At 73.4% G+C, this 25682-nt stretch carries 24 protein-coding genes; 13 read left to right on the forward strand and 11 right to left on the reverse strand.

Annotation, left to right across the window (positions count from 1 at the left end):
* Positions 1–44: 44 nt before the first annotated feature.
* Both ACIBQ6_RS26140 and ACIBQ6_RS26145 read left to right on the forward strand, forming a co-directional pair.
* Positions 45–827, forward strand: coding sequence for an SURF1 family protein (locus tag ACIBQ6_RS26140; RefSeq protein WP_358282958.1), 783 nt, complete (start codon positions 45–47; stop codon positions 825–827).
* Between the two features lie 2 nt (positions 828–829).
* Positions 830–1141, forward strand: coding sequence for a DUF3817 domain-containing protein (locus ACIBQ6_RS26145; RefSeq protein ID WP_352349459.1), 312 nt, complete (start codon positions 830–832; stop codon positions 1139–1141).
* A 25-nt stretch (positions 1142–1166) separates the two neighbouring features.
* Here ACIBQ6_RS26145 and ACIBQ6_RS26150 read toward each other — a convergent pair whose 3' ends face one another.
* The 4 genes from ACIBQ6_RS26150 to ACIBQ6_RS26165 form a co-directional block, all read right to left on the reverse strand.
* Positions 1167–1358 carry a hypothetical protein gene (locus ACIBQ6_RS26150; protein ID WP_352322643.1) on the reverse strand — a complete coding sequence of 64 codons (192 nt, stop codon included), beginning with the start codon at positions 1356–1358 and terminating at the stop codon, positions 1167–1169.
* A gap of 105 nt (positions 1359–1463) precedes the next feature.
* Complete coding sequence (locus ACIBQ6_RS26155) at positions 1464–2882, reverse strand: glycosyltransferase family 39 protein (protein WP_397215005.1); 1419 nt, start codon at positions 2880–2882, stop codon at positions 1464–1466.
* A complete protein-coding gene (locus ACIBQ6_RS26160) occupies positions 2879–3946 on the reverse strand; it encodes a protein kinase (RefSeq protein ID WP_397215007.1) in 1068 nt (355 codons plus the stop codon). Before ACIBQ6_RS26160 ends, ACIBQ6_RS26155 begins: the two co-directional genes overlap by 4 nt.
* Positions 3947–3985: 39 nt before the next feature.
* Positions 3986–4840 carry an arylamine N-acetyltransferase gene (locus tag ACIBQ6_RS26165; protein WP_397215009.1) on the reverse strand — a complete coding sequence of 285 codons (855 nt, stop codon included), beginning with the start codon at positions 4838–4840 and terminating at the stop codon, positions 3986–3988.
* A gap of 72 nt (positions 4841–4912) precedes the next feature.
* On the opposite strand from ACIBQ6_RS26165, the gene ACIBQ6_RS26170 reads away from it, so the two are divergent.
* The 6 genes from ACIBQ6_RS26170 to ACIBQ6_RS26195 are packed head-to-tail and all read left to right on the forward strand — an operon-like array spanning position 4913 to position 13248.
* Positions 4913–5596 (forward strand): response regulator transcription factor, encoded by a 684-nt coding sequence (locus ACIBQ6_RS26170; RefSeq protein ID WP_387668586.1) that lies wholly within the window; start codon positions 4913–4915, stop codon positions 5594–5596.
* Complete coding sequence (locus tag ACIBQ6_RS26175) at positions 5593–8994, forward strand: DUF4153 domain-containing protein (RefSeq protein ID WP_397215011.1); 3402 nt, start codon at positions 5593–5595, stop codon at positions 8992–8994. The genes ACIBQ6_RS26170 and ACIBQ6_RS26175 overlap by 4 nt, the downstream gene beginning before the upstream one ends.
* Positions 8995–9002: 8 nt before the next feature.
* Positions 9003–10532, forward strand: a complete 1530-nt coding sequence (locus ACIBQ6_RS26180; RefSeq protein WP_397215013.1) for an amidohydrolase family protein — start codon at positions 9003–9005, stop codon at positions 10530–10532.
* Between the two features lie 43 nt (positions 10533–10575).
* Positions 10576–11652, forward strand: coding sequence for an alanine racemase (locus ACIBQ6_RS26185; protein ID WP_397215015.1), 1077 nt, complete (start codon positions 10576–10578; stop codon positions 11650–11652).
* Between the two features lie 9 nt (positions 11653–11661).
* On the forward strand, positions 11662–12042 hold the full coding sequence (locus tag ACIBQ6_RS26190) for a Rid family detoxifying hydrolase (protein ID WP_352349473.1): 381 nt from the start codon (positions 11662–11664) through the stop codon (positions 12040–12042).
* A 9-nt stretch (positions 12043–12051) separates the two neighbouring features.
* Positions 12052–13248, forward strand: coding sequence for a hypothetical protein (locus ACIBQ6_RS26195; protein ID WP_358282971.1), 1197 nt, complete (start codon positions 12052–12054; stop codon positions 13246–13248).
* Between the two features lie 12 nt (positions 13249–13260).
* On the opposite strand, the gene ACIBQ6_RS26200 is transcribed toward ACIBQ6_RS26195, so the two are convergent.
* Positions 13261–13800: a TetR/AcrR family transcriptional regulator gene (locus ACIBQ6_RS26200; protein WP_358282972.1), complete on the reverse strand. Its 540-nt coding sequence runs from the start codon at positions 13798–13800 to the stop codon at positions 13261–13263.
* 3 nt (positions 13801–13803) lie between these two features.
* The gene (locus tag ACIBQ6_RS26205; RefSeq protein WP_358282974.1) at positions 13804–14418 is read right to left on the reverse strand and encodes a LysE family translocator; all 615 of its coding nucleotides are present in this window, start codon (positions 14416–14418) and stop codon (positions 13804–13806) included.
* Between the two features lie 102 nt (positions 14419–14520).
* Between ACIBQ6_RS26205 and ACIBQ6_RS26210 the strand changes: the two genes are divergently transcribed.
* The 3 genes from ACIBQ6_RS26210 to ACIBQ6_RS26220 all read left to right on the forward strand — a co-directional run bounded on the left by ACIBQ6_RS26210 (position 14521) and on the right by ACIBQ6_RS26220 (position 19768).
* Positions 14521–17259 carry an AAA family ATPase gene (locus ACIBQ6_RS26210; RefSeq protein WP_397215019.1) on the forward strand — a complete coding sequence of 913 codons (2739 nt, stop codon included), beginning with the start codon at positions 14521–14523 and terminating at the stop codon, positions 17257–17259.
* Between the two features lie 258 nt (positions 17260–17517).
* Entirely contained in the window at positions 17518–18303 is a 786-nt protein-coding gene (locus ACIBQ6_RS26215) for a hypothetical protein (RefSeq protein WP_397215021.1), read from the forward strand.
* Positions 18304–18475: 172 nt separating this feature from the next.
* Positions 18476–19768, forward strand: a complete 1293-nt coding sequence (locus ACIBQ6_RS26220; RefSeq protein WP_397215023.1) for an ArsB/NhaD family transporter — start codon at positions 18476–18478, stop codon at positions 19766–19768.
* A 329-nt stretch (positions 19769–20097) separates the two neighbouring features.
* Here the strand turns inward: ACIBQ6_RS26220 and ACIBQ6_RS26225 are convergent, their stop codons facing one another.
* Both ACIBQ6_RS26225 and ACIBQ6_RS26230 read right to left on the reverse strand, forming a co-directional pair.
* Positions 20098–20394 carry a hypothetical protein gene (locus tag ACIBQ6_RS26225; protein ID WP_397215025.1) on the reverse strand — a complete coding sequence of 99 codons (297 nt, stop codon included), beginning with the start codon at positions 20392–20394 and terminating at the stop codon, positions 20098–20100.
* A 103-nt stretch (positions 20395–20497) separates the two neighbouring features.
* Positions 20498–21922, reverse strand: a complete 1425-nt coding sequence (locus tag ACIBQ6_RS26230; protein ID WP_397215027.1) for an MFS transporter — start codon at positions 21920–21922, stop codon at positions 20498–20500.
* A 69-nt stretch (positions 21923–21991) separates the two neighbouring features.
* Between ACIBQ6_RS26230 and ACIBQ6_RS26235 the strand changes: the two genes are divergently transcribed.
* Complete coding sequence (locus ACIBQ6_RS26235) at positions 21992–22480, forward strand: helix-turn-helix domain-containing protein (protein WP_358282985.1); 489 nt, start codon at positions 21992–21994, stop codon at positions 22478–22480.
* Between the two features lie 34 nt (positions 22481–22514).
* On the opposite strand, the gene ACIBQ6_RS26240 is transcribed toward ACIBQ6_RS26235, so the two are convergent.
* Both ACIBQ6_RS26240 and ACIBQ6_RS26245 read right to left on the reverse strand, forming a co-directional pair.
* On the reverse strand, positions 22515–23363 hold the full coding sequence (locus ACIBQ6_RS26240; RefSeq protein ID WP_358282986.1) for an NAD(P)H-binding protein: 849 nt from the start codon (positions 23361–23363) through the stop codon (positions 22515–22517).
* A complete protein-coding gene (locus tag ACIBQ6_RS26245) occupies positions 23360–24391 on the reverse strand; it encodes a saccharopine dehydrogenase NADP-binding domain-containing protein (RefSeq protein ID WP_397215029.1) in 1032 nt (343 codons plus the stop codon). The genes ACIBQ6_RS26240 and ACIBQ6_RS26245 overlap by 4 nt, the downstream gene beginning before the upstream one ends.
* Before the next feature lie 67 nt (positions 24392–24458).
* On the opposite strand from ACIBQ6_RS26245, the gene ACIBQ6_RS26250 reads away from it, so the two are divergent.
* Complete coding sequence (locus tag ACIBQ6_RS26250) at positions 24459–25061, forward strand: TetR/AcrR family transcriptional regulator (protein WP_397215031.1); 603 nt, start codon at positions 24459–24461, stop codon at positions 25059–25061.
* Here ACIBQ6_RS26250 and ACIBQ6_RS26255 read toward each other — a convergent pair.
* The gene (locus ACIBQ6_RS26255) at positions 25047–25613 is read right to left on the reverse strand and encodes a hypothetical protein (RefSeq protein ID WP_397215033.1); all 567 of its coding nucleotides are present in this window, start codon (positions 25611–25613) and stop codon (positions 25047–25049) included. The genes ACIBQ6_RS26250 and ACIBQ6_RS26255 overlap by 15 nt on opposite strands.
* Positions 25614–25682: the final 69 nt, after the last annotated feature.

Here is a 25682-nt window from a genome sequence, read left to right on the forward strand (position 1 = left end):
GGGCTGATGAGGGGACCACTCCACCCGGCGGATAGCTTTGAGGCATGCTCCGGACCCTGCTCTCACCCCGCGTCGTGGGGCTGCATCTGCTGACGATCGGGGTCCTCGTCGCCTTCATCCTGCTCGGCCGCTGGCAGCTCGGCGTGTTCCAGGACTCCGGCAAGCCGCACGCGGCCGTCGATCCGGCCCCGGTGGGCGTCGCCACGCTGGCCCAGGTGGGCGGGCAGATGGACGGCGAGGCCGTCGGCCGCAGGGTCGCCGCCGAGGGCACGTACGAGGCCGCCCGGCAGCTCCTGGTCGCCGACCGGCGGCCCGACGTCGACGCCCCCGGCGGCAACGTCTCACGCGGCCACGGCTACTGGGTGCTCACCCCGATCAGGCTCGACGACGGCACGCTGATGCCGGTCGTGCGCGGCTGGGCGGCCGAGGCGGACGATCCGGGCGTCGCCGCCGTGCCGCAGGGCCGGGTCACGGTGCACGGGCGGCTGCGGGGCCAGCAGGGCACCGACAGCGTCCAGCGGCGGGCGGAGGGGCTGCCTCCGGGGCAGGTGCAGACCGTGTCCACCGGTGAGCTGATCAACCTGTGGACCGGCCAGAAGCTGCGGACCGGTTTCCTGGTGGCCCAGCCGCCGTCCGGCTCGCTCACGCAGGTGAAGATCCGGCCGCCGGAGGTCGGTGGCACGCTGACCTGGCGTAACCTGGCTTATGCCGCAAACTGGTGGATCTTCGCTGGATTCGCCGTCTTCATGTGGTTCCACTTCGTACGCGACGCCGTACGGGCGGATCGGGACCGCGACAAGTCCCCCGAGATGGTTCTGGAAGGTTAACGGTGGAATCGGCTCTCAAGCCCTTCCGGGTGCTCGCCTACGTGGTCGGCGTCATGCTGCTCATCTTGTGCGTCGCGATGGTGCTGCGCTACGGCTTCGGCGCCGCCGAGCTGTCGAAGATCGTCGCGCCCATCCACGGCGGCCTGTACATGATCTACCTCATCACCGTCATGAACCTGGGCATGAAGGCACGCTGGAGCTGGCCGTACATGCTCGGGGTCATGCTCGGCGGCACGGTCCCGTTCCTGTCGTTCTACGTGGAGCGCAGGGTGCACGGCCGGGTGCGGTCGGAGCTGAGCGCGGCGAGGGCCTGACGACCCCCGCCGCGGCCCGCGGGCCTCAGCCGCCGATCCCGCGCCTGCGGGCCCGCTTGAGCCGCTCGCGCTGCGACGGGTCGAGCATGAGGTAGCCGACCACCGGCGCCGCGACCGCGCCGAGCACCACCAGCAGGGTGATCCAGCCCGGCAAGAAGATCAGCGAGAGCAGAACCGCGGCGCCTGCGCCGATGACGTACTTCTGAACTGGCGACATCCCTGGCTTCCTCCGAACGCGGAGCCCGCGCCCCGCCTCTCCCACATTCTGCGTCGCCCGTCCAACGAGTGGACCCGTGCCTGAGGTTCCATGACGCGATGTATCTCAATTATTGCGGGACCAGAGGGTGAGGTGGATCGAGCCGTATGTGCGGGTCTGTCCTGGGACGAGCGTTCTTTTGAGGGTGCGGTAGCGCTCGTCGTCGGCGTACTTCGTCCCGATCCTGGGGGAGATGAGCCAGACCCGGTCCACGCCCTTGAGGGCCGCGTCCAGTTCGGCGGCCGTGCGCGGGCCGGGCGCGCCGGGCGCGCGGGTGAGGTCCGTCAGGCGGTCGTACGGGGCGCCGTACACGGCCACGAACAGCCGGAAGCGCTGCGGCACGAACAACACCCGGTCGCCCGGACGTTCCTCCGCGGCCAGCGTGGCGGCCAGCGTGCGCAGGTCGTCGGGACGCGCGGCGGGCTGCCTCATCGCCGCCTGCGCTGGCGACACGAGCACGGCGAACAGCACCAGGACGGCGACCGGCACGGCCCGCCACCGCACCCCGGCCAGGCCGATCCCGGCGAGCACCGCGAGCAGCGGCACCGCGAAGAGCACGTAACGCGGATGGTAGACGGGCTGGACCTGGGAGATCGCGAACGACAGCGCCACCGGCAGCACCGCCCACACCGCCACGGCCGGGGCGCGTACGGCTCCCCACAGCGCGGCGGCGAACAGCACGACCGCGCCCGCCCCCGCGACCTCGCCGGGGAAGGCGGCCAGCTCGGCCCAGCCGGGGGTCCTGAGCCAGAAGACCTGGGCGTCCCGCTGACCGGCGGCCAGGACGAGCAGCGGCACGAGCGCCGCTCCCGCCGCGCCGACCGCCACCGACGACCGTACGACGGCGGGCATCGGGTTCGCGGTGAGCCGGCGGCGGAGGGCGGGCAGCCAGGCGGTGAGCAGGTGGGCGGGGACGAGCAGCAGGGCGTACAGGTGCAGCCAGCCGAGCAGCGCCACGCTCGCGCCGTAGGCCGCGCAGACCCCCGCGCCGGGACGGTCGAGCAGCTTGACCAGGAGCCACGTGGCCAGCACGGCGACCGCGCTCACCAGGGCGTACGAGCGGGCCTCCTGGGCGTACCGGGCGGCGATGGGGGTGAGGGCGTACAGCAGACCGGCGTACAGGCCGGCGGAGGTGCCGGCCAGGCGGCGGCCCAGGGCCGCGACCCCGAGCGCGGCGCCCGTGAAGGCGAGCACCGAGGGCAGCCGGACGGCGATCTCCGGCGGCCAGGGAAGCGCGGCGAAGGGCCGCAGGAGCAGGTAGTAGAGGGCGTGGACGGCGTCGAGGTCGGCCAGGAAACGGCGCAGCTCGCCGAACGGCATGCGCGCGACCAGCGCGCTGACCGACTCGTCCCGCCACAACGACGGCCCCGAGAGCCCCCAGAACCCGGCCGCCGCGGCGACGGCCGCGGGCACGACCGGCCACCACCTGCCGGCGTCCCGCGTGGCGGCGGCGACGGGACGCGGCAGGACGGGCACGCGGGTCATCGGCGCGGGCCCATGACCGCCCGCAGCTCGTGCCGGAGAACCTCGGGGGCGGGACGGTCGGCCGGATTGCCGGACAGGAGGCGCACCAGGACGGGAGCCAGCGCCCCGGCCCGCGCCAGCGACGCCCCCGGCGCGGGCGGCACCCCCTCCACGGCCATGAACAGGGTCGCCCCCAGGGACCACAGGTCGGCGGCCGGGCTCGCCACCCCCTCCGGAGCCGTGTACGCCGGGACGGTGCCCGACCGCAGCGGCGCGACCAGCGTGGCCCGCCCCTGGTCGGAGATGAGCACGCCGCTCGGCTGCACCGCCCCGTGCCGCCCGCCCATGGCCTGGAGCTGGTCGAGCAGGGCGAGCCCGATCTCGGCCACCTCGGCGGGCGGGAGCGGTCCAAGGGCGCGGACGACCTGGTCGAGCGGCTGGTCGAGAGCCAGTCTCTCCAGCGTCTCGCGGACCACCTCCACCGGCGGCGACCCGGCGGGATGCAGCATGGCGCGGATCAGTGACCGCAGCGGGTCGGCGCCCTCGGCGGGCACCTGGCCGGGCGGGCGGCCCTCGACGGCGAAGTGCAGCGTGGCCGCCAGCGACCACAGGTCGGCCGAGGGCCGCATGCTGAGGCTCGGCACCCCGAACCCGGTGAGCACCGCCCTCCCGGTGCCGGTCAGCAGCACGTTCCCGGGGCTGACCTGCCCATGGACGATCCCGGCCGCGTGCGCCACGGACAGCGCCGACAACACGCAGACGCCCATCCTGGCCACCTGGACGACGGGCAGCGGCTGCCGCGCGCGTACGGCCTGCTCCAGCGACACCCCCGAGACGAACTCCATGACCAGCCAGGGCACCCGGTCCTCGACCAGCACGCCGAGCACCCGGGCGATCGAGGCGTGCCGCAGCCCCGCGGCCCTGCGCGCCTCGTGCAGCGCGGACTCGCGCAACTCGGGCGGGATGCGCAGCTCCCTGACCGCGACGTCGCGGTGTTCCGTCTCGTCGAAGGCCAGCCGTACGGACCCCGCGCCCAGGGGGTTGAGCAGCCGGTAGCGCCCGGCCAGCTTCCTGGTCTCAGCCATGTCGAGTGCACGATAGCGCTCGCCCGGCCCGCCCGGCCATCACGCGGTCCGGCCGGTCAGCCACGCCTCGTGGGCGTCGTGCAGCCTGCTCCAGAGCCGCTCCTCGTCCTGGTCGGTCAGGTCGTCGAAGGTCAGCGAGAACACGTCGGCCAGCGCCGCGAAGTAGTCACGCGCCGTGTCCAGGGTGATCGAGTGGCTGCCGGCGCCGACGCGGGTCAGGACGAGCCCGCGCAGCGTGTCCACGCCCGAGGCGTCGCGCCTCTGCACGACGGCGGTGCGCACGAACCCCGACGACGGTGACGTCGACAAATGGCTGTGCATATCAGCGAAAGCGGACATCCCTGTCGGGGTCCGCTCGAAATCCATCCCCACGAACGAACCGCTCGGGTCATGGTCGAACCGCCACCCGCCGGGCGCGACCTGCGACGGCCGCAGGACGTACGTGAACGGCCCCTGCCGGTACGCGCCCGCGACCAGCGGCAGCGGCTCGTGCACGCCGTCCCCGAGGCCGAGGTCGGCCAGCCACTCGCCGCCCGGGTTGTCCTGGCTCGGCAGGCCCCGCACGGTCAGCACGAGGTGGTTGCCGGTGACGCCGGGCTCGCTGCCGGGGTTCTGCACGCCGCCGACGTGCCTGGTGACGTCGTAGCCGAGGGCCCTGATCAGCTCGGAGAAGGCGCCGTTCAGGTGGTAGCAGTAGCCGCCGCGGCCCCTGATGATGCGCTCGGCGGACTCGACGGGATCGAGGGAGGTGGGGCGGCCGAGCCAGATCTCCAGCGCCTCGTAGGCGACCTTCTCGACGTGCGCCACGTGGAGCGCGCGCAGGCCCTCGGCGCTCGCGGGGGCGTCTATCAGGTGGGACAGGCCCAGACGGCTGAGGTAGCCAGCGGTGTTCACGCGGCAAGTCTGCACCAGATGTGCACAAATTATGGAGTGTCGTCTGCACAGTGCACTTCTAGGCTTTCGTACGTGGCAGAGCAGCGGCGTGTCCTCGTGGTCGAGGACGATGTGACGATCGCACTGGCCGTGCGGAACAGGCTGGCCGCCGAGGGTTTCGACGTCCGGGTGGCGGGCGACGGGCAGGACGCCCTCGTCCAGTACGGGAAGGCGGAGCCCGACCTGGTGATCCTCGACCGGCTGTTGCCCGGTCTGGACGGGCTGGAGGTGTGCCGCAGGATGCAGGCGGCGCGCCCGGTGCCCGTCCTCATGCTGACCGCGCTCGGCGAGGAGACCGACGTGCTGGTCGGGCTGGGGGTGGGGGCCGACGACTACCTGGCCAAGCCGTTCAGCATGCGCGAGCTGGTGGCCAGGATCCACGCGCTGCTGCGCCGGGTCGAGCGGGCCGCCCAGCTCGCCGTCGAGGACACGGTGATCAGGGTGGGCGAGGTGGAGATCGACACGGCCGCGCGCCGGGTGTTCGTGGGCGGGATCGAGGCCCAGCTCACCAGGACCGAGTTCGACCTGCTGCGGCGGCTGGCCGAGCGCCCCGGGCAGGTCTTCGAGCGCGACCGGCTGCTGTCGGACGTGTGGGGCTTCTCCGAGGCCGCCGCGACCAGGACCGTGGACAGCCACGTCCGCGCGCTGCGCCGCAAGCTCGGCTCCGACGTGGTGCGCACCGTCCACGGCGTGGGCTACGCCCTGGTCCGGCAATGAGGCCGCTCGACTTCCTCGGCCGCATCAAGGTCAAGCTGGGCATCGTCATCGTGCTGGCGGTGGGCACCGCGTTCGTGGTGAACGAGGTGGGGCTGAACGCCGGGTTCACCCGGGACGTCCGGATCGTGGTCGCGGTCATCCTCGCTCTGATCATGGTCCAGGTGCTGGCCATGGGCATGACCAAGCCGCTGCGCCAGATGGCCAGGGCCGCCCAGACGATCGCCAAGGGCAGCTACGGCCTGCGGGTCAGCGCCACCTCGCGGGACGAGGTGGGCGAGCTGGCCAGGGCGTTCAACGCGATGGCCGCCGACCTCGGCGAGGTGGACCGGCAGCGGCGCGAGCTCGTCGCGAACGTCAGCCACGAGCTGCGCACCCCCATCACCGGCCTGCGCGCGGTGCTGGAGAACGTCGTGGACGGCGTCTCCGCGCCCGACCCGGTCACCATGAGGACCGCGCTCGCCCAGACCGAACGGCTCGGCCGCCTGGTCGCGCAGCTCCTCGACCTGTCCAGGCTGGACTCCGGCGTCCGGCTGATCGAGCCCGAGGCCGTCGCGCTGGCGCCGCTGGTCGAGCAGGCCGTGCGGGAGGCGTCGCTGGCCCGTGAGGACGTCACGATCGAGGCGTCGGCGCCCGCCGGGCTGGGGGTGCGGGCCGATCCCGACCTGCTGGCGCAGGTGCTGGCGAACCTGCTGGACAACGCCGTACGGCACAGTCCTTCCGGGGGCGTGGTGACGGTGGCGTGCGGCGCGGAGCGGGACGGGGCTCGGCTGGTGGTGGCCGACCAGGGGCCGGGCATCCCGGCGGCGGCCCGGGGGCGGGTGTTCGAACGATTCTCCCGGCTGGACGCGGGGCGCGCGGCCGACTCCGGGGGCGCGGGGCTGGGGCTGGCGATCGTCAAGGAGGTCGTGGAGCTGCACGGGGGGTCGATCCGCATCGACGAGTGCGCGGGGTGCCGCATGGTCGTCGATCTACCAGGAAGGACGACGATGACGGACACACCGTTCGACACGGGGGCGAACCGGAGCCACGACGACCGCCTGAGAGACCCGCTCCCCCCAGCCGCCGCCCCCCACGCAGGCGGCGCCGTCCCCACCGCCCCCACCCCGGCTTCCGGCACCGTGGCGCCCCAGATGGCGGCCGAAGGCGCGACGGCGGCTCAGGGCGCGACGGGCGCGCAGCGCGCGACGGCGGGGGAGGGCGCGACGGCAGGGGAGGGCGCGGCTGCCTCGGGAACGCCGGTCCGGCCGGCCACGGCCGAGGACGCGCCGCCCGCGCCGGCGATGACGGACCCCGGCCCGCTCGCGGCGTCCGGCACCCCCAGAGGGCTCGACGCACCCGCAGGCTCCAGCATCCCCACAGGGGCCGGCATCCCCGCAGACTCCGACATCCCCGCAGGGGTCGGCCTGTCCGCAGAGTCCGGCATCTCCACAGGCGCCAGTGCCACCACAGGGTCCGGCGTGCCCGTGGGAGGCGGGGCCCATGAGGCAGGCGGTCCGGCGCAGCCCGTGTCGGCGGGGGTGGCTCCGGCGGGGGTTGGAAGCGGGGGGCTGGCCAGGATGGTCGGTGGCGGGGTCCTCGGGGTGATCGTCGGGTTCCTGGGCGGTCTGTTCGCGGCCGTGCTGGTTTCGATGACCGTCGGCGACGGTCTCGCGCTCGTCACCCTCGTCATGGTGACCGCCCTGGGCGGCGCACTCGGCATGGCGCTGGGCGCGGGCTCAGCGCGCAGGACGGCGGCCTACCAGGCCGCCTACCAGACCGCGACGCACCAGGGTGCCGTCTATCAAGGCGCCGCGCCCCAGGGCGCCGCTTATCAGGGCGCCGCGCCCCAGGGGGCCGCTTATCAGGGGGCCGCCTATCAAGGGGCAGCGCACCAGGAGGCCGCCTATCAGGGGGTGGGGCGGGCGGGGGGCGGGGGTGGGCAGGTGTATGTGCCGCCGCCGCTCTTCCCCAGGCCCGAGCTGCCCGCGCCGCCGCGCTGGCTGCTGCCGGCCGCCGCGGGGGCGGGCGTGTTCGCCGCCGTGGCGCTGCCCGACGCGCAGGTCGGGCTGGGGATCGTGCTCGTCGCCATGGTGCTCGGCGCGGCGGCGCTGCCGGCCGTGCTGCGCAGGATGACCCCCTGGACGCTGGCGTTCGGGATGACGGCGTACTGGCTGATCTCCATGACGGCCGTGCGCGACGCGGACTGGCTGGTCGCGATCCTGCTCATGGCGGGGGCCGGGCTGGGCGCGCTGGCGGCGTCCGGGGCGGGGGCGGGATGGCTGGGCGTGATCAGGGGCGGCATGTCCGTGGTGCTCGCGCTCGGCCCGGTGCCGTGGTTCCTCGCCGGGCCGTTGCGGAAGCTGACCGCCAGGCGGCGGATCCTGCCGGTGCTCGCGGGGCTCGGCATCACGGTCGTGCTGGTGCTGGTGTTCGGGCTGCTGTTCGCCTCGGCCGACGCGGTGTTCGCCGCGTACGTCGAGCGCCTGACCAGCACCCCTGCCTGGGCCGACTCGGTGCCTTCGCGGATCTTCGTCTTCGGGTTCGTCGCCGTGCTGCTGGCCGCCACGGTGCTGGTCGCGCTGCGGCCGGTGATCGACCCCGTCGGTCCTGAGCACAAGTTCGGCGTGAGCAGGAGCGTGTGGCTGGTGCCGCTGGTCGCGGTGAACCTGCTGTTCACGGCGTTCGTGGCGGTCCAGATCAGGGTGCTGTTCGGCGGCGACGGCTGGGTGCTGCGGACGGCGGGCCTGACCTACGCCGAGTACGCCAGGCAGGGATTCTTCCAGCTCGTGGTGGTCAGCGTGTTCGTGCTGGGCATCGTCGCGGTGGCCGGGGGGCTGCTGCGGACCGAGCGCGGCGAGCGCTGGCTGCTGGCCGTCATGCTCGGCGTGTTGTGCGGGCTCACCATGGTGGTGCTGGTCTCGGCCCTGCACCGGATGAGCCTCTACACCGACGCCTACGGCCTGTCACGGCTGCGGATCTCGGTGCAGGCGACGGTGTGGTGGCTGGGCGCGCTGTTCGCGCTGGTGCTGCTGGCCGGGGCGGTACGTCTGGCGGGCCGCGGCTCCGGCTGGCTGCCGCGCACGATCGTCCTGGTCACCGGGCTCGGCCTGGGGGCGTTCGCGATGGTGAACCCCGATCTGCAGGTCGCGCAGACCCAGGTCGAGGTGCGCGGCGTGACCAACATGGACTCCGACTACCTGGGCGACCTGGGCGCGGAGGCCGTGCCCGCGCTCGACCGGCTGCCCGAGCCGCAGCGCAGTTGCGTGCTGGCCGACGTGGTCCGCGCCAACGGGCTCGACCGCCCCGACCCGTGGAACGGCTGGAACCTCGCCCGCGCGCGGGCCAGGGACCTGCTGGCCGAGCGGCCCGTCGTCCGCTCGATCACGTGCCCATCGGGGTCCTCGCGCGGCTCTGATTGAATCTTGGTGTGAGGTTCGACGTAGTCATCAGCGGCGGCCGGGTGCTCGACGGCACGGGTGCGCCGCCGTACCGGGCGGATGTGGGCATCGCGGGCGACAAGGTCGCGGCGGTCGGCAGGCTGAGCGGGGCGCAGGCCGGGACGGTGATCGACGCGACCGGACGGTTCGTCGCGCCGGGCTTCGTCGACTGCCACGCGCACGGCGACGCGGCCGTGTTCGACCCGGCCGTGCAGCTCGCGGCGTTGCGGCAGGGGGTGACCACGTTCGTCCTGGGACAGGATGGTCTGTCCTTCGCGCCGGGGTCGGCGGCGACCGTCGCCTACGCCTCCCGCTACTTCGCCGCCGTCAACGGCGCCCTGCACGAGGGCCCGCTGAGCGTGGCCGAGCTGCTCGACGGCTACGACCGCGCGGTGGCGCTGAACACGGCCTACCTGCTGCCGCACGGCACGATCCGCTACGACGTCCTCGGGCCCTCGCCGGCATCGGCCTCGCGGGCGGAGCTGGCCGCGATGGTCGAGCGGGTCGAGCGCGGCCTGTCCGAGGGCGCGGTGGGGCTGTCCAGCGGGCTGGAGTACCTGCCGGGCCGCTACGCCGACGCCGCCGAGCTGGCCGCCCTGTGCGCGCCGCTCGGCGGCCTGCCGTACGTCACCCACATGCGGGCCTACGGCGCGAACGCCGGGGTCGGCATGGCGGAGGTCGTGGACATCGCCGGCCGTTCGGGCGCGGCCATGCACGTCTCCCACCTGCACGGGCCGGCCGACGTGCTGCTGCCGCTGGTCGGCAGAGCCCACGACGACGGCGTCGACCTCACCTTCGACACCTACCCCTACCTGCGCGGCAGCACGATCCTGGCCATGGTGGTGCTGCCGCCGTCCGTGCCGGGCGCCGACACCGACGCGGCGCTGGAGATGATCGGCTCGCCCGAGCTGGACGACTGGTGGGCGGGGCTCGGCGAGGTCTACCCCCGGCTGACCGTCTCCCACGCGCCCGGCCTGGAATGGGCCGAAGGGCTCGCCCTGCCGGACGCCGCGGAGCGGGCCGGCATGACGCCCGCCGCCTTCTGCCGCCACCTGCTGGTGGCGACGCGGCTGGAGGCCGGGTGCGTCTCCGCGCGTCCCGACGAGGGCCCGGCGGGTGAGGAGTCCGTACGCCGGATCCTGCGCCATCCCTCCCACACCGGCGGCTCCGACGGCATCTACGTGGGCGGTCATCCGCATCCGCGCGGGTTCGGGGCCTTCGCCAGGTTCCTCGGCCGGCACGTCCGCGAGCTGGGCGACTGGACGTGGGAGCAGGCGGTCGTGCACCTGGCCTCCCACCCGGCCCGGCGGTTCGGGCTCGACCGGCGCGGGCTGGTACGCGCAGGACACGTCGCCGATCTGGTGGTGTTCGACCCGCTCACGGTGTCGGACCGGTCGACGTACGCCGATCCGCGCACCCCCGCGCACGGCGTGGACGACGTGCTCGTCTCCGGCGTGCGGGTGCTGACCGGCGGCGAGCTGACCGGGGCCAATCCCGGACGGGCGCTTCGATCACGCTGATCCCGCCTGGGATAAGGTCAGACGCGGATAAAAGGGGGGTGTCGTGCAGGTGATCCTTGGGCAGTCCGTCCTCGACGGCGAGCTCGGCTTTCCGCTGATGATCGTGCACCGCGACGCGCTGGAGCACAACGTGGCCACGATGGCGGCCTTCGCCCGCGACCACGGCATGGAGCTGGCTCCGCACGTCAAGACGCACATGTCGCCAGAGATCTCCGCGATGCAGCTCGAAGCGGGCGCCTGGGGGCTGACGGTCGCCACGACCCGGCAGGCCAGGATCGCCCGCGGCTACGGCGGCGACCGGATCATGGTGGCCAACCAGGTCGTCGACACCGCCGGGCTGACCTGGGCCGCCGGAGAGCTCGACCGCGACCCCTCCTTCGAGTTCCTCAGCTTCGTCGACTCCGAGGCCGGGGTGGACATCCTCGCCCGGCACGCCTCGACCCGGCCGTTCCGGGTGCTGGTGGAGCTGGGGCACGAAGGCGGACGAGCCGGCTGCCGCACCCTCGACGAGTTGCTGAAGGTGGCCGCGTACGCGCAGGAGACGCCCGGCGTCGAGCTGGCCGGCGTCGCCGGGTACGAAGGGGCGCTGAAGAGCGCCGACGAGGTGCGGCGTTACCTGGGCGTGCTGCAGGAGGCCGTCGAGCACGTCCGCGTGCGCACCCCGATCCTGACGATCGGCGGCAGCCAGTGGTTCGACGTGATCGGGCGCGAGCTGGTCACCACGCACGCCAGGATCCTGCTGCGCAGCGGCGCGTACGTCACCCACGACGACGGCTACTACCGGGAGCGCACGCCGTTCAACCGGATGGAGGGCGAGCTGCGGCCGGCCCTTGAGGTGTGGGCGCACGTGTTGTCCACGCCCGAGCCGGGTCTCGCGATCGTGGGCATGGGCAAGCGCGACGCGCCCTACGACGAGGGCCTGCCGGTGCCGCGCCGCAGCGGCGTCACGATCACGAAGATGCAGGACCAGCACACCGTCGTCCGGGCCGACGGGCTCAAGCCGGGCGACCTGCTGGCCTTCGGGATCTCACACCCGTGCACCGCGTTCGACAAGTGGCGCGTGCTGCCGTTGGTGGACCGGGACTACCGTGTCGTCGGCACGATCCACACCGATTTCTAGGGAGATTCCGTGAAGAAAGAGCTCAAGACCACCGAGGGCGCCGCGCCGGTCGGGGCGTACTCCCAGGGGCTCGTGGTGGGCGACTTCGTCTTCACCTCCGGCATGGGCCCGCTCGACCCGCACACCGGCGAGATCGTCGGCGACGACGTGGCCGCCCAGACCCACCAGGTCATGAAGAACCTCGGGGCCATCCTCGCCGCCCACGGCCTCGGCTTCGACGACGTCGTCAAGTCGACGGTCCACCTCCAGAACGTGAAGGAGGACTTCGCCGCGTACAACGAGGTGTACAAGTCGTACTTCACCCAGCCGTACCCGGTGCGGACGACGGTGGGCTCGCAGCTCATGAACATCCTGGTGGAGATCGACTTCGTCGCGCACAAGAGCGCGTAAGGTCTGCACGTGGACAGTTCGGTATACGTCTTCGCCGAGGACCTGCACGGTGAGGGCGTCGAGCGGGTGCTCGACAGGATCAGCGCGTACGGCGTGGGCGGGGTCACGGTCGGCGCCGTCCACCACGCCGCGCGCGACGTCACCCCGCACGGACTGTCCCGGCTGACCGTCAGGCACGACGGCGCCCACTTCACCCCGCCGGCCGAGCTGTTCGACGGGCTGCGGCTCGCCCCCGTGCCCGGCCACGTCCACGCCCTCGACGGGCTGCGCGAGGCGTGCGCCGGGCGCGGCCTGAAGCTCCACGGCTGGACGGTCTTCCTGCGCAACGCCACGCTCGGCAACGAGCACCCCGACGTGACCGTGCGCGACTGCTTCGGCGACCGCGGCTCGCTCGTCGACCTGTGCCCGGCCCATCCCGACGTGCGCGCATACTCCGTCGCGCTGGCCAGGGCGGTGGCCCGGCTGGGCGTCGAGAGCGTGGTCGCCGAGGCGCTGCACTTCACGCCGGTCGAGCCGCAGCGCTCGTTCGTGCAGCTCGGCCCCATGGACACGTTCCTGTTCGGGCTCTGCTTCTGCGACTACTGCATGCGCCGGGCCACCGACCTGGGCGTGAACGCCGAGGTGGCGCGCGAGGAGTGCGCGCGGATCGTGGGCGGCGTCTTCGACGGCGACCCGGCCGCGCAGGGCGAGGTGACCAGGGCGGCGCTCACCGCCTACGCCGGGCCCGAGGTGGTGGCGTACGCGCGGGCGCGCTCGGAGACCGTCACCACGCTGGTCTCCGAGGTGTCGTCGGCGGTCGCGGAAGAGGGCTCCAAGCTGGTCTTCATCGACTCCACCGGGGCGGTGAAGGGCTACCGGGACGGCCTGCCGACGCCGGGCCTGGCCGCCCACGACGCCTGGCAGCTCGGCGTGGACCTGGTGGCGCTGGGCGACCTGGTGCCCGCCTTCGGCGTGCTGGCGTACGCGCGGGACGCGGCGCGGGTGGCCGACGACGTGGGCGCGTACCTGCGGTCGGTGGGCAAGGACCGCGAGGTGCGGGCGGTGCTGCGGCCCGGCTACCCCGACAGCGACTCGACCGACCGCCTGGTGGCCAAGGCCAGGGGCGCGAAGGCGGCGGGCGCGCTGGCGGTCGACTTCTACGCCTACGGTCTGGTGCCGCACCCGGTGCTCGACCGCATCCCGGCCGCCCTCGCCGCCGCCGGCTGACCTGCCAACTGCTCAGAAGGCGTCGAGCAGGGCCGAGACGGCCTTCTCTGCGAAGCCGCCGGGCAGCGGCAGGCCGCGGAAGACCGTGCGCATCCACACGGCCCCGGCCAGCAGATCCATGATCAGCAACGGGTCGGCGGACGCGCTCAGCTCACCGCGCCGCACCGCGCGCTCGAACACCACGCGTTCCCGCGCGAACCGGTCGGCGAAGAACCGGCGGACGTCGAGCTCGGGATGGCGCACGGCGGCGGCCAGCGCCGCGACCGCGATGTCGCTGCCGGGCGGCTCGGTGAGCAGCCGCTCGACCTGCTCGACCAGCGCCACTAGGTCGCCGCGGAACGACCCGGTGTCCGGCGGCTCGACCGCCAGCACGTCCGACTCGACCAGCGCGGCCCCCAGCAGCGCCGCCTTGGACGGCCACCACCGGTAGATCGTCGTCTTGTTGACCCCCGAGCGCTCGGCGACCCCCTCGACGGTGAGCCCGTCGTAGCCCTTCTCCGCGACCATCCACAGGGTCGCGTCGAAGATCTCCTGCTGCTTCCTCGGCGCCATAGGTCATTTTCTCCCGGCGAACGCCATGGCCACGCCGAGCCCCAGGTAGACGACGCCGCTGACGTACCGCAGGGCCTTGGCGCCCCTGGTCAGGCGGGTGCCGAGGGTGCCGGCGGTGAGGGCGTACACGACGTCGGAGACGAACCCCAGGAGCAGCAGCGTCAGGCCGAACACGACGATCTGCAGCGCCGGCGAGCCGGCGCCGGGGTCCACGAAGTGCGGGAGGAACGCCACGAAGAACAGCGCCACCTTGGGGTTGAGCACGTTGACCAGGACCCCTTCGAGGAACACCTTGGCCAGCGGCTGCACGGGCGGCGTCCCGGCCTGCGCGTCCTTGGCGGTGAAGGCGCGCACGCCCAGGTAGACGAGGTAGGCCACGCCGGCCCACTTGACGACCGCGAACAGCGTCGCCGACCGCGAGATCACGTACGAGAGCCCGGCCGCGGCGGCGGCGATGTGCACCAGCGTCCCGGTCTCCACGCCGAGCGCGCTGGCCAGCCCGGCGGCCCTGCCCTGGGCCAGGCCCCTGGCGGCGATGTAGAGGTGGTTGGGGCCGGGGACGAGCACCAGGGCGAGCGAGGCCGTCGTGAAGAGCACGAAAGTCGTCAAGGAGATCACGAAAGAGCAGCGTAGAGCGGGTCCGGTTCGACGATGAGGGCCAATCCCGCGGCGGCCGGGCGGACCAATGGAATGTCACAGGCGCGTGGCACACTTGCTGGCGTGAACGGTCTTCTCGTCGGGCGCTCGGCCGAGCTGTCCAAGCTCGTGCGTGTGCTGGAGTCCGCGGCCGACGGCACGGCCGGGGTCGCGCTCGTCGGCGGCGACGCGGGGATCGGCAAGACGCGCCTGGTCGGCGAGCTGGTCGCCGAGGCGCGCGAGCGCGGCTTCCACGTCATGGTCGGCCAGTGCGCCGAGCTGGGCGACGCACTGCCCTACCTGCCGCTGGCCGACGCGCTGCGCGGGGCCGAGCCCGGCGTGCGCGAGGCCGTCGCCGCCCATCCCATGCTGGGCCAGCTCCTGCCGGGCCGGGAGAGCGGGGCGCCGTCGGCCGGGCTCACCCAGCAGCGGCTGTTCGGGTCGCTGCTCGGGCTGCTGGCCGACGTCCAGCCGGTGCTGTTCGTGATCGAAGACCTCCACTGGGCCGACCGTTCCACCCGCGACCTGCTGGTCTTCCTCAGCCGCATGCTCCAGAGCGAGCGCGTCTGCGTGGCCGGCACCTACCGCACCGACGACCTCCACCGCCGCCATCCGCTGCGCGCGGTGCTGGCCGAGCTGAAGCGGCTGCCGTCGGTGACGAACGTGGAGCTCGGCCCGCTGGAATCCGGCGAAATGTCGGACTATGTCACCACCTTGGGGCAGGTGGACGCGCAGGAGCTCGGGCTCATCGTCTCGCGCGCCGAGGGCAACCCGTTCTACGCCGAAGAGCTGTTCGCGGCCATGTCCGAGGGCGACAGCCTGCCCGACGGGCTGGCCAGCCTGCTGCTGTCGCGGGTCGAGGTGCTGTCCGAGGCCGGGCAGCGGGTGCTGCGCGCCGCCGCGGTGGCCGGCCGCCGGGTGGAGGACGACCTGCTGCGCGAGGTGGCGGGGCTGCCGCTGGCCGAGTTCGAGGAGGCGGTCAGGGAGATCGTCTCGCGCGGCCTGCTCAAGGTGCGGGGCCACGGCTACGCCTTCCGCCACGCCCTGCTGCAGGAGGCCGTCTACACCGACCTGCTGCCCGGCGAGCGCACGCGGCTGCACGCCGACTTCGCCCGGCTGCTCACCTCGCCCGCCGAGCTGGCCCACCACCACCTCGCCAGCCACGACCTGGCCGGAGCGCTGGCGGCCTCGGCGCAGGCGGGCCGCGAGGCCGAGCGGCTGGGTGCGCCCGCCGAGGCCCACAACCACTACGACCAGGCGCTCGGCCTGTGGGACCGCGTCGAGGGCGCCGCCGGGCTGGCCGGGGAGAGCCGGGTCGCGCTGGCCTTCCGCAGCGCCGTCGCGGCGGCCGACAGCGGCGACAACCACCGCGCCGTCCACCGGCTGCGCGCGCTGCCCTCGACCTCCGAGGTAGAGGAGCGGCTGGCGTACTACCTCTTCGAGACCAACGACCCGCCCGGCGCGATCGCGGCGGCCGAACGCGCGGTCGAGGGCGCCGAAGACGAGCCGAGCCTCGCCCGTGCCCTCGCCACGCAGGCCCGCACGCTGCTGTGGACGCCGCGCCACCACGAGGTCGAGCCGCTGACCGCGCGCGCCCTGGAGACGGCCCGCGCCTGCGGCGCCGTCGACGCCGAGGTGGGCGCGCTGCTCACGCTGGCCAGCTACGTCGAGCAGCGGGGCGACGTCGCCCGCGCCCATTCGCTGGTCGAGAGCGCCTCCGCCCGGGAGACCGGCGACCTGGCGATGGACCTGCGGGCCCGCTTCCACCACGCCCGCATCCTCTACGAGCAGGGCCTGCTGGCCCAGGCCGCCGAGGTCGCCGACGACGGCATCAAGCTGGCCGTCCACACCGGCCTCAACTGGAGCACCTACGGCACCGACCTGCGCTTCCTGCGCCTGCTCATCCACTACGTCGCGGGCGAGTGGGACGCCGCGGAGGCGGTGGCCGCCGGGTTCGGCGCGCGGGTGGGCACGTTGTCGGAGGCCATCCTTTCGTCCTTCGCCCTGTTCATCGAGGTGGGGCGGGGGTTGCCCGCGGTCGAGGCGCGGCTGGGGTGGCTGCGCCCGTTCTGGCACGACCCGCTGGCGACGTACATGTCGCGGGGCATGGCCGCCGAGCACGCCCTGTGGAACGGCGACCCGGCCGCCGCGCTCGACCACGCCCACGCGGCCATGGCCACGCTCGACGAGGGCGAGTCGGGCACGCTGCGGCTGGCCGCCGTCAGCCTGTGGGCGATGGCCGAGCTGGGCACCACCGAGGGGGCCGACGACCTGCTGGCCCGCGCCCGGTTCGCCGCCACGAGAGGGCCGACCGGCGACGGCGGCCACCTCGGCCCCGAGGGCCAGGCGTGGGCGCTGCGCGTGGAGGCCGACTGGCACCGCCTCCACGGGCGGCTCGACGTCGAGCTGTGGCGCGAGGTGGTCGCGGCGTTCGACTTCGGCTTCGTCTACGAGGTGGCCAGGGCGCGCTGGCGGCTGGCCGAGGCGCTGCTCGCGGCCGGTGAGCGGGAGGCGGCGCAGCAGGAGTGGTCCCTCGCCAAGGAGGCGGCCGGCCGGCTGCGGGCCGCGCCGCTGGAGGCCGCGCTGCTGGAGTTCGGCAGGCGGGCCAGGTTCGGCGGCGGGCAGGCCGAGGGCGGGCTCACCGCGCGCGAGGTCGAGGTGTTGCGGCTGGTCGCCGAGGGGCTGACCAACAAGGAGATCGCCGGGCGGCTGTTCATCGCGCAGAAGACGGTGAGCGTGCACGTCTCCAACATCCTGGCCAAGCTGGAGGTCTCCACCCGTACGCAGGCGGCCGCCGCAGCCCGCGCGCACGACCTCCTCTGATCGCCCGCTCCGGCTGCCGGGCTTCCGCGCCTGCGCTGCCGGAGATGCCGAGGGCGGACAGGCAGGGGTGAGTCCGTACATCTGGGACGCCACGTGCGGCCATTTGGGGCGATGTTTGCGGTTCGCCTCGTAGCGTCCGAGATCGGGACCTCTCACCGGAGAGCGATGGCGGGCCCGGGCCGGCTCGCGTCGACCCGTCCTGTCGTGACAGGTCGGCCCGATGCGCCGACCCGTCCTGCCTCGAAAAGGAGCAGTCTCATGCCTACTCTCGCCACGTCACTGCCCGCCCTGGCCGCCGCCGGGCTGACCGTCCTGGCTCCGGCCGTCGTCCCGGGGGCCGCGCACGCCGCGGCCGTGATCTCCTGCACCGTGTCCGGCCAGGCACAGTACATTCCCGGGGCGCAGCGGCTGCTGCACCTGGACCGTTCCGTCAGCCGCCGGGAGCCGTGGAACTGCGTCGACCGCAGCGGCACGGGCGTCACCGCGGCACGGCTCAGAGCCAGCTTCAACGGCGTGAACCCGAGCTGCGGCGGACGAACCATCACCCGGGGGCGCCCGTCCGGCGAGGGCAACGCCTTCGACCGCGTGTTCGGCGACCGCGACGCCGAGGACCGCAGCCTGTCCAACCGCATCGTCTACAACCGCGAGGGCCGCAGCCTGGCCGACCGCATCGTCCACGACCAGGACGAGCGCAACCTGGCCGACCGCGTCGTCTACGACCGCGAGCGCTGGGGGCAGTCCGACGGCGTCATCCGCGACCGCGCCGCCGCCGCCGGGACCGCCGCGCCCGGGGGCACCGGCACGGTCACCATCGACTGGACCATCAAGGGCGCCAAGCAGACCAGCAAGGCCAGCGCGCGCATCGTCGAGGTCGTGCACGACACGGCCAAGGTGTCGGGGACGATCCAGTCCGGGCCGTTCAGGGGCAGGACGTTCACCGGCCGGTTCGACACCTACCTGCTCGGCGGGTCGGGCACGTGCGTCACGGGCTCGTCCGGCAGTGTGCTGCACGCGGGCTTCAAGGGGCAGTTCAACGTCGGCTGACCGGCCACCCACCGGGCGCGACCGGCGCCTGGCCCCGTACGGGCGGCCAGTACGCCGGTCCCGTCCGGCCGCGCCTCTTGGTAAGTTGTCCTGAGGTGTGCCGGGAAGTCTGGTCGGCGATTCTGTCGTCGATCGTGGAGTTCTCCTTGAAGGCTTTCCCGGGTGGTCCGCCGTGACCGTCACCGCGTGGCTGGCGGTCGCCGTCTTCCTCGTCTCGTACACGCTGATCGCCACCGAGAAGGTGCACCGGGTCGCCGCCGCGCTCGGCGGCGCGGGGATCATGCTGGTGCTGCACGCCACCGACGGCGGCGCGGCCTTCTTCGACGAGCACACCGGCATCGACTGGAACGTCATCTTCCTGCTGCTCGGCATGATGGTCATCGTCGGCGTGCTGAAACAGACGGGCGTCTTCGAGTTCCTGGCCATCTGGGCCGCCAAACGGGCCAGGGGGCGCCCGTTCCGGCTCATGGTGCTGCTGATCCTGATCACCGCGGGCGCGTCGGCGCTGCTGGACAACGTGACCACCGTGCTGCTGATCGCGCCGGTGACGTTCCTGGTCTGCGAACGGCTGGCGCTGCCGGTGGCGCCGTTCCTCATCGCCGAGGCGATGGCCTCCAACATCGGCGGCACCGCCACCCTGGTCGGCGACCCGCCCAACATCATCATCGCCAGCCGCGGCGGGCTGACCTTCAACGACTTCCTCGCTCACCTCGCCCCGCTGATCGTGGTGCTGCTCGTGGTCTTCATCGGGCTGTGCCGGGTGATGTTCCGCCGGTCGTTCCGCTACGACCCCGAGCTGGCGGCCGAGATCATGACGCTCGACGAGCGCGAGGCCATCGCCGACCGCAGGCTGCTGTGGCAGTCGCTGACCGTGCTCGCGGTGGTGATGGCGGCGTTCGTGCTGCATCCCGTGCTGCACTACGAGCCGTCGGTGGTGGCGCTGCTCGGCGCGGGCGTGCTGGTGGCGCTCACCAAGGTGACCACCGAGGAGGCGATCGCCGAGGTCGAGTGGCCCACGCTGGTGTTCTTCGCGGGGCTGTTCGTCATGGTCGGCGCGCTGGTGGAGACGGGGGTCATCGCCCAGGTCTCCCAGGCCGCCGCGGAGGCCACGCACGGCCGGCTCGGGCTGACCACGATGGTCCTGCTGTGGGCCTCGGCGGGCCTCTCCGCCATCGTCGACAACATCCCGTACGTGGCCACCATGAGCCCGATCGTCGCCGACCTCGTCCAGGCCAACGGCGGGGAGGGGCCGGCGCAGGTGTTGTGGTGGGCCCTGGCGCTCGGCGCCGACCTGGGCGGCAACGCCACCGCCGTGGGCGCGGCGGCGAACGTGGTCATCCTCGGCATCGCCGCCCGCAACGGCACCCCGATCAGCTTCTGGCAGTTCACGAAGTACGGTCTGATCGTCACCGCGACGACGGTCGCGCTGGCGACGCCGTACCTGTGGCTGCGCTACCTGGTGTGACGCAGTTCATGTCACACCCGGGGGCCACAAAGGCTCTCAAAGGACATGATGCCTGGAATGACGGACGTTTTCGGCGGCCACAGGGAGCTGCTGTTCTCCATCGTCTACAACATGCTCGGCAGCGTCTCCGACACCGAGGACGTGCTCCAGGACACCTGGCTGGCCTGGTCGTCGCGGGACCCGGACCCGCTGGAGCGGGCCGTGTTCGTCCTGCACGAGGTGTTCGCCTTCCAGCACACCGAGATCGCCGGCATGCTCGGCCGCAGCCCCGCCGCCGTACGCCAGCTCGCGCACCGGGCCCGCGAGCACGTGCAGGCCCGGCGTCCGCGCTACCGGGTGGACGCGCACGTCCAGCAGGAGGTGACCGAGCGGTTCGTGGCGGCGGCGTTCGGCGGCGACCTCGACGCGCTGATGGAGCTGCTGGCGCCGGAGGTGACCCTGTGGGCCGACGGCGGCGGCAAGTCCGTGGTGGGCGGGCCGCGTCCGGTCCGGGGCCGCGACAAGGTGGCCCGGCTGCTCGTCGCGCGCACCGCCCAGCCGATGGAGGGGCTGGACATCCAGTACCGGGAGACCAACGGGGACCCGTCGGCGGTGGTGTTCGTGGAGAACGCGCCGTTCGCCGTCATGGTCGTCGATCTGACCTCCGACGGGTCGCAGGTGCGCGACATCTACACGGTCGCGAACCCCGACAAGCTCTCCCGGGTGCGTGCGCCGGGGGGCGGACCCGTCCTAGCCGACGGTCTCGGGCACCGGGCTCTCGACGGGCGCGGCGGCGGCGCGGGCACGCAGGCCGAACGCGGTCACCAGCACGGCCGCCACCGCGACGGCCACCGGGACGGCCAGGGCGATCCGGAGCGAGTCCAGGGTCGGCGCGGCGCCGCCGCCGAGCGCGGCCACGTTCACGGCGGTGACCGCCGACAGGCCGAGCGCGGTGCCGAACTGCATCGCCGTGTAGAGCAGGCCGCCGGCCAGGCCCTGCCGGTCCTCCGCCACGCCCTCGGTCGCGGCCATGGTCAGCGGGCCGTAGGTCAGCGAGAAGGCCAGGCCGAGCAGGAGCATGGTGGGCAGCATGGCGGCGTACGTCCAGTCCGGGCCGACCGGCAGGAACAGCGCGTACGCCAGCGCCGACAGCACGATCCCGGCGAACAGCACGCGGGCGTTGCCGAACCTGTTCACCAGGCGCGGCGTGAGCGTGGGGGCCAGCACCGTGTCGATGCCGATCACCAGCATGGCCAGGCCGGTCTGCAGGGTGCTCCAGCCGCGCACCTCCTGCAGGTAGAGCGTGGCCAGGAACTGGAACCCGGCGAACGAGGCCAGGAAGAGCAGCGCGCCGAGGTTGGCCCGGACGAGCGGCCCCGAGCGCAGGATGTCCAGCCGGACCAGCGGGTTGGACGAGCGGCGTTCGATCAGCACGAACAGGGCGAGCAGCAGCAGCCCGGCGGCGAACGTCGCGACGGTGGCGCCGGAGCCGTCCGCGGGCGCCTCCAGGCGGACCACGCCGTACACGAGCAGCAACATCGAGCCGGTGATGGTCAGCGCCCCGGCCAGGTCGAACGAGCCCCGCACCCGTTCGCCGGAGTCCTTGACCAGCGGGACGGCGGCCAGCAGGATCACCGCCGACAGCACCACGGGGGCGAAGAACACCCAGCGCCAGCCGATCGAGGCCAGCAGGCCGCCGGCGACCAGGCCGAGCGAGAAGCCGCCCGCCGCGGTTCCGGCGTACACGCCGAGCGCCTTGGTGCGCTGCGGGCCCTCGGGGAAGTTGCCGGTGACCAGCGCCAGCCCGGCGGGCGCCATGAACGCGGCGGCGACCCCCGTGACGAACCGGGCGACCAGCAACATCCATCCTTCGGTCGCCAGGCCGCCCAGCCCGGAGAAGAGCAGGAACACCGTCAGCCAGGTCAGGAACATGCGGCGGTGGCCGAGCAGGTCGGCGGCCCGGCCGCCCAGCAGCATGAAGCCGCCGTAACCCAGCACGTACGCGCTGACCACGCCGCTGAGCGTGCCGGTGGACAGGCCGAGGTCGGCGCGGATCGACGGCAGCGCCACGTTGAGCATGGCCACGTCAATGCCTTCCAGGAAGACGGCCCCCGCCAGGACGAACAGCGCGCTCCACGCGCGCGCCCCCATGCGGGGGTGGTTCGAGGGAGACATGGTGAATTCCTTCCACAATGGTCGGTTCCTTCTTGTAACCAGCAGCATTTTTGGTCACCATAAGGAGCCATGGAAGACGGAACCTCGATGTCCCTCGGTCACTGCGGGGATACCGACTACGACGTGCTGCAATGGGACCAGCGGGAGGACTGCGAGGTCCGGCAGATCCTCGACCGGATCGCCGACAAGTGGTCGCTCCAGGTGATCGCGCTGCTCGACCGGCGCAGCCTGCGCTTCACCGAGCTGCGCCGCATGATCGACGGCGTGAGCCAGCGCATGCTGACCAGGACCCTGCGTCACCTGGAGCGCGACGGCCTGGTGAGCCGTACCGTCCACCCGACCGTGCCGCCCCGCGTGGACTACGCGCTGACGCCCCTCGGCGGCACGTTGCACGCCACCATCCGCGCCCTGGTTACCTGGACCGAGGAGCACCAGGGCGAGATCGCCACGGCCCGCGCCGCCTACGACGTGCGCATGGCGGCCGAGCAGGCGGCGGCGGCCGAGGAGGAGGCCGGGCGGGAGGCCGTCGCGCGCGGCGTGCTCGCGGGCCTGCGCTGACCGGCCTGGTGGAGGCGGGCCGGCCAGGACGGGGTCAGCGCCGGGCGGCGGCGAACTCCCCGATCGTCACCGGACGACGCCCGCCGACGCGCTCGATGCTCTCGGTGACCCGGTAGAGCGGGTGGTCGCCGGAGCCGATGAAGCGGAAGATCGCCCACAGGTGGCTCAGGTGCTCGACGGCGTACGGGTCGCGGTACACGTCGTGCGCCCGCCGCTCCCACTCCTCGGGCGGCAGGTCCGCGTAGCGCACGCCGAGGGCGTCGGCGGCCTCGGCGGCCGTCGCCATCTGGCCCGTCACCAGGCACACCGGGTCGGCCGGCGCCGGGTCCAGCAGCAGGCCCGCGCCCACCCGCGCCACGTCGGCGGCGGCGACGAGCGGGATCAGCGTGTCCGGCGGGCCCAGCGGGAGGGCCAGCTCGCCGTACGCGTCCGCCACGACGGCCAGGTTCTCGAAGAAGACCGCCGCGCGCAGGTGCACCGCGCCCACCCCCGCCCAGTCGAAGACCTGCTCCGACAGCCAGTGGCGGCGCATGCGCGGCGTCCCGGCCTCGGGCTGGGCGTCGAGCTGGGAGACCTCGACCACCCGCTCGACCCCCTCCTCCCTGGCCGCCGCCGCGAACGCGCCGGTCGCGTCGAGCAGCCCGGCCGTCACCGGATAGGTGAAGTACGCCCGCCGCACCCCGCGCATCGCGGGCCGCACGTCCCTGATCTCGCGCAGGTCGCCGACGACGACGTCCGCGCCGAGCTTGCGCAGCTCGCCGGCGCGCTCGTCGTCGGAGTGCACGAAGGCGCGCACGGCCTGGTCGCGCTGGAGCAGCTGTTCGGCGACCTGCCTGCCGGTGCCGCCCTGGGGGCCGCCGGCCGCGCCCGTGACCAGGATCATCGTCCGCTCCTTCCCGGCAGGGTGAGCCTGAGCAGCCCGAGCGCTTCGAGGTCGCGCAGGAACGGCTCGGCGGGGAACGCCTCGGCCGGGGCGAAGACGCCGGGCCCCGGCCCGTGCCCGCCGGCCAGCCGCACGGCGGCCTCGACCGAGGCCAGCGCGCTGAGCCGCCACAGGTCGCGGCCGGTGATCCGGCCGGCCGCGCCGCCGTCCTCGGTGACGACCTGGACGGCCACGGTGAACTCCGAGCTCGCCCTGGTCTCCGGGTCGACGGCCTCGCCGGTGAACGCGCCCTCCTCCTCGAAGGTGTGCGCGGTGAGCTGCGCCTCGACCCGGCGGGCCGGCACGTGCCTGGGCACGGTGACGACCTCCGACGACGGGATCGGCGCGATCATCGTCCGCGGTCCGAGCGGCGGCGGGAAGGGGAAGACGGCGTTGCGCGGCTCGACGTACCCGACGTGCTCGGCGCCGTCGCTGAAGGTGATGCGGCGGGTGTCGGCGAACAGCAGCTCGGCGGTCTTGCGCGCGCCGGTGGTCAGCCGCCAGCCGGACACGGCGTACGCGCTGGTCACCCGGTCGATGCCGGTCAGCCCGGCGGACACGGCCGCGGCCAGCAGGTCGCCCATGCCGCCGTAGAAGCTCATGGCCGTGATCATCGTGATGCCCGCGGCCGCGGCGGGCTCGGACATGGTGTCGAACATCCACTTGGTGTGGTGCTGCTCCAGGGCGTGGTCGACGTAGTGGCAGCCGGACGCCGCCGCGGCGCGGGCCACGGGGCGGCCGGTGTCGGTGAAGGGCCCGGCGCAGTGGACCAGCACGCCGGCCTCGGCGGTGAGGGCCCGCAGGGCGTCGGCGTCGTCGAGCGGGGCCTCGTGCACGCGGGCTCCGCCGAGCTCGTCGGAGACGGCCTTGAGCCGGGCGGCGTCGCGGCCGGCCAGGATCACCTCCAGGCCGCGGGCGCGTAATTCCGCCGCCACCAGGCGTCCGGTATGACCACTTGCTCCGTAGACGGCGATGGGTTCTGCGGACACGATCGGCCTCCATGTTCCATACTTCTGGTACGTGATTCGAACATACGTACCAGGAGTATGGAAGTCAATGAGCCGCCGTACCCAGGCAGAACGCACGGACGAGACGACGGCGCGGCTGGTGGGCGCCGCGCGCCGGCTGTTCGGCGAGAACGGCTACGCCGACACCTCGATCGACGCCGTCGCCGCCCGCGCGGGGGTGACCAAGGGGGCCGCCTACCACCACTTCGGCGGCAAGCCGGCGCTCTTCCGGGCGGCGTTCACCGGCGAGCTGGCCGAGGTCGCGGCGGCCCTGGAACACGCCGGGGCCCAGGAGGACGACCCGCTGGCGGCGCTGCGCCGGGGCCTGCGCACCTTCCTGGAGCACTGCCTCGACCCGGGCTTCCGGCAGATCGTGCTGCTCGACGCGCCCTCGGTGCTGGGCTGGGAGACCGCCCGCGAGATCGAGTACGACCACCTGCTCCGCGTCCTGGCCGGCGGCCTGCGCCGGGCCGCCGAGGGCGGCCGGATCGCGGGCGGGAACGCGCCCGCCCGCGCGCAGCTCGTGTTCGGCGCGGTCTGCGAGGGCGGCATGCTGCTGGCCCGCTCCGCCGACCCGGACGCCGACCTGCCGCTGATCGCCGCCGAGCTGGACCGGCTGCTGTCGGCGCTGCGGCCGTCAGTGGCCGGTTGAGTGGCCGGTTGAGTGGCCGGTCCGGTGACGGGGCGCGTGGGGCGGCGCGTGGCCCGGCGCCGCCGGAGTGGTCGCGGGGCCGGGCGAGCCGGCGGGGGACTGGCTCGCGTTCTGCTTCACGGGCACGTACACGCGCACGGCCCCGGCGTCGCGGAAGGTGAAGGTCATGGGCACGGTGGCGCCGCGTACGCCGGTGACCGTGCCGAGCGGCTGGTCGCCCGCGCCCACGGGCTGGCCGGGCCGGATGTCGGCGGCGGCGCCGGAGAGCTGCACCGAGCCGCCGCCGTCGACGGTGATCCGCTGGAGCTGGTCGGGCTTGTGGCCGTCGTTGATCAGCACGGCGTAGAGGGTCTGCTCGGAGGCGGGCGAGGACGGGGTGGCCGCCTGGCCGGCGGCGGCTCGCAGGTGGGCGTTGCGCACGTGTATGACGCCCTTGGCGTCGGCGTTCGCGCCCTCGTTCTGCGGCAGGTGCTGCCCTGTGTCGTATCCGGTGTTCGTGCAGCCCGTGACGCCCAGGGCCAGGATCGCGGCACAGATGATGGGACGCTTCACGACGCCCTCCCCGTTCGATACTCGACGTCACCGTTCCGTTACCCGCGATGATGGAGGCGAACCCTTGAG

Origin of the sequence: Nonomuraea sp. NPDC049655 (genome assembly GCF_044465465.1) — a bacterium.
Classification (GTDB): domain Bacteria; phylum Actinomycetota; class Actinomycetes; order Streptosporangiales; family Streptosporangiaceae; genus Nonomuraea.

Coding starts and splice junctions, on each gene's coding strand:
- ACIBQ6_RS26175 (WP_397215011.1), top strand. CDS start 5,593: ATGAGGCCGCTCGACTTCCTCGGCCGCATCAAGGTCAAGCTGGGCATC.
- ACIBQ6_RS26200 (WP_358282972.1), bottom strand. CDS start 13,800: ATGGCGCCGAGGAAGCAGCAGGAGATCTTCGACGCGACCCTGTGGATG.
- ACIBQ6_RS26230 (WP_397215027.1), bottom strand. CDS start 21,922: ATGTCTCCCTCGAACCACCCCCGCATGGGGGCGCGCGCGTGGAGCGCG.
- ACIBQ6_RS26160 (WP_397215007.1), bottom strand. CDS start 3,946: ATGGCTGAGACCAGGAAGCTGGCCGGGCGCTACCGGCTGCTCAACCCC.
- ACIBQ6_RS26155 (WP_397215005.1), bottom strand. CDS start 2,882: ATGACCCGCGTGCCCGTCCTGCCGCGTCCCGTCGCCGCCGCCACGCGG.
- ACIBQ6_RS26240 (WP_358282986.1), bottom strand. CDS start 23,363: ATGATCCTGGTCACGGGCGCGGCCGGCGGCCCCCAGGGCGGCACCGGC.
- ACIBQ6_RS26140 (WP_358282958.1), top strand. CDS start 45: ATGCTCCGGACCCTGCTCTCACCCCGCGTCGTGGGGCTGCATCTGCTG.
- ACIBQ6_RS26250 (WP_397215031.1), top strand. CDS start 24,459: ATGAGCCGCCGTACCCAGGCAGAACGCACGGACGAGACGACGGCGCGG.
- ACIBQ6_RS26235 (WP_358282985.1), top strand. CDS start 21,992: ATGGAAGACGGAACCTCGATGTCCCTCGGTCACTGCGGGGATACCGAC.
- ACIBQ6_RS26225 (WP_397215025.1), bottom strand. CDS start 20,394: ATGACGGCGAACGGCGCGTTCTCCACGAACACCACCGCCGACGGGTCC.
- ACIBQ6_RS26215 (WP_397215021.1), top strand. CDS start 17,518: ATGCCTACTCTCGCCACGTCACTGCCCGCCCTGGCCGCCGCCGGGCTG.
- ACIBQ6_RS26150 (WP_352322643.1), bottom strand. CDS start 1,358: ATGTCGCCAGTTCAGAAGTACGTCATCGGCGCAGGCGCCGCGGTTCTG.